Source organism: Megasphaera sp. DJF_B143 (genome assembly GCF_900320625.1).
Lineage (GTDB): Bacteria > Bacillota > Negativicutes > Veillonellales > Megasphaeraceae > Megasphaera > Megasphaera hexanoica.
The window spans coordinates 1-2,060 of the sequence record NZ_ONTA01000219.1 but is presented as its reverse complement, the minus strand read 5'-3'; the positions used below and the strand labels follow the sequence as shown (position 1 = coordinate 2,060).

At 53.9% G+C, this 2,060-nt stretch carries 1 protein-coding gene and 1 pseudogene; both read right to left on the bottom strand.

The genetic code is table 11. The features are described from left to right. Nucleotides 1-342, bottom strand: a pseudogene (locus DBO31_RS06640) (ABC transporter substrate-binding protein); the annotation flags it as partial. A gap of 239 nt (nt 343-581) precedes the next feature. Continuing rightward, nucleotides 582-2,060 (bottom strand): heme anaerobic degradation radical SAM methyltransferase ChuW/HutW (gene hutW / locus DBO31_RS06635; RefSeq protein ID WP_150824750.1); only part of this gene is annotated, 1,479 nt, incomplete at its 5' end.

The following is a 2,060-nucleotide window of genomic DNA, read 5'->3' as shown; positions in this document are numbered from 1 at the left end:
CTTCAGGGACAAAATCGTTTCCATATTGGGGCTGTGGATAATGCCCACGGCTGGTACATCTTTCATGGCATCAGCCAATTCCGGCGACATGGAATCCGACGTCGGTTTCCCTGCGATGGTATCCCTGCCGCCAGCCGCATAATACAGGTCCAGATTGGATACATTGAGAAAGACGACGCGCTGCGGATGGACCGGTATGGTCAGTTTCTGCCCCGTCGCATCGGTGACCTGGCGGGTCTGTGCCCGTGGCGCTGTATCTTCCGGTGCTATCATGAGATAGGCCACGATTCCCAGGATAATCAGGCAGACGATGGCAATGATTCCTTTCAGTATCTGTTGCAAGAAATTCCCTCCTTTGTTCATAAAATCACTATGGGACCATTGTACAAATATTGTTATCGATTGTCAATATCATTATTTTTAATTGCTAGTTTTATTACGCATTTCTAACAAATAAAGACGGCACGTTCCCAGGGAGGAGATACGACCTGACAACGTGCCGTCTTTCTATGAAAACTGCAGCGGAAAAGACTACTGTCAAGGGAAGGGAATGACTCTTCCGCTGCAATGAAGGAGGTAGCTTAGTCCATCATGTGTTTCATGACCGCCTGGATTTCATCAGGACGCAGCTGCTTCATCGTTTCTGCCATAAGCTGCATGGCCCTGATTTTATCTGTCATGCCACCGGAATGTTTTTTCATAGCCTTCATCCGGGCAACAATATCGCGGACTTTCTGTGAATCTTGTGCCGCAATGCCTTCCATAGCTAGACCGTTTTTACCTGTCAGGAGATACTGCATACATTCCAACGTCGTCTGCGTCACATTGACCTGCCAGAATTCACCGGCTGCCGTCAGTTTGCATAGGACGCCCGTATCCTGTACGAGTCCCCGTTTTTCCCACAGCTGGTACAGCCAACGCAGTCCCGCCAGTTCCGGTCTTGCCGCAGCCAGTCCGTCCAGATCCAGATATCCCTGTTCGAGCTGCTGCTGGACCGTATCAACCAGATTTTGCAAATCATTTTGTTTTATCAAAGCCATGAAGGGTTTCTGCCCATGTTCTATCATTGCTTCATAGGGCAGGAGCGAACGGTGCAGCATTGTCGAATAGCCATCAATATGGCCACCGGCACCGCTTCCAAAAGGAAACATGGCGGCATGGCTGCGGGCCAGGCAGTTGTACAGGCTCCGTTCCCGGTTGCTGCAGCTCCAGTGACAGATGTTCAGCCGTTTCCAGGCGTGACGGTCCATATAATCCCTGGCCAGAGCAAAGAGATGTGCTTCCTCTTCTGTCGTCGCGGCCGGGGGAAGGCGGCCGCTTTCGATAGCCCGGCTGAGGTCACTGTCTTCAAAGACATTGAGCTGATACAAGTCCGCGCCATCGACACCGGATGCAACCAGGGCATCGAGGTCTTCTTTCCATACCCGTTCTGTCTGACCGGGCAGGCCATAGATGAGGTCGATGACCACGGCGCATTGTTCATACGCTTTGAGGGCCGCCAGATTCTTCAGGACCGTATCCTGGTCATCGAGGCGTCCCACCTGACGCCGTATCTGCGTGTGGAAGGACTGTACGCCCAGAGACACGCGGTTGACGCCACATCGGAGCCATGTTTCCATTTTCTCCGGCACCAGATCGTGGATACGGCCTTCCAGTGTCAGTTCATAATCGTTGGCCAGAGGCAGGCAGCGCCGGATAGTCTGCAGCAGCCGCCGTGCATTGGCAGCCGACAGGGACGTCGGCGTACCGCCACCGATGAAGACGGCGTGAATGAGTCCGTCCCGCAGCCGCGGCTGGTCCGCTGCCATTTCCAGTTCCTGTACGAGGCAGTCGATATAGTGGTCTTCTTCGTCCTGATTGGTCCCATTCTGGAAAAAGCCGCAGTAGAGGCATTTGGTCTTGCAGAACGGGATATGGATATACGCCGTCTGCAGCCGGGTCCGGTCCGGGTGCTGTGCCATCAGGCGCTGCCATATATCCTGGGCCTGATCTACCGGCAGCACCTGTCCTTGCAGTCCCGCATGAACGACACGCTTACGGGGGAAAGCCCCCGTAAGCGG